Source organism: Bradyrhizobium sp. Kon56, from assembly GCF_055807635.1.
Genome location: NZ_JBVVOU010000479.1, coordinates 1 through 261, shown reverse-complemented (window position 1 = coordinate 261; position 261 = coordinate 1). Strand labels below are relative to the sequence as shown.

General features: G+C 66.7%; 1 pseudogene. It reads right to left on the bottom strand.

The window, feature by feature from the left end:
• Positions 1 to 108 precede the first annotated feature (108 nt).
• A pseudogene (locus tag AC0L3B_RS39740) lies at positions 109 to 261 on the bottom strand (TetR/AcrR family transcriptional regulator); the annotation flags it as partial.

Sequence of the window (261 nt, the reverse complement as noted above, 5' to 3'; positions counted from 1 at the left end):
GTCAGTCGGGGCAACACAATAACGCTGTAGCCCGGATGAGCGAAGCGACATCCGGGGACAGCCGTCCCGCATTTCGCTGCGCTCATGCGGGCTACGGGATGGGAGCGATCACACCGCCTCTAACTGATCCGCCGCGCGCTTCTTCTTTGCCTTGGACTGGCTGAGCAGGGGGCCTGCCGTCAGCGCCGCCGTATCCGCCACGCCCGGATCGCGCGACACCATCGCCGCGACGATCGCGCCGTCGATCAACAGGCCGAGCTG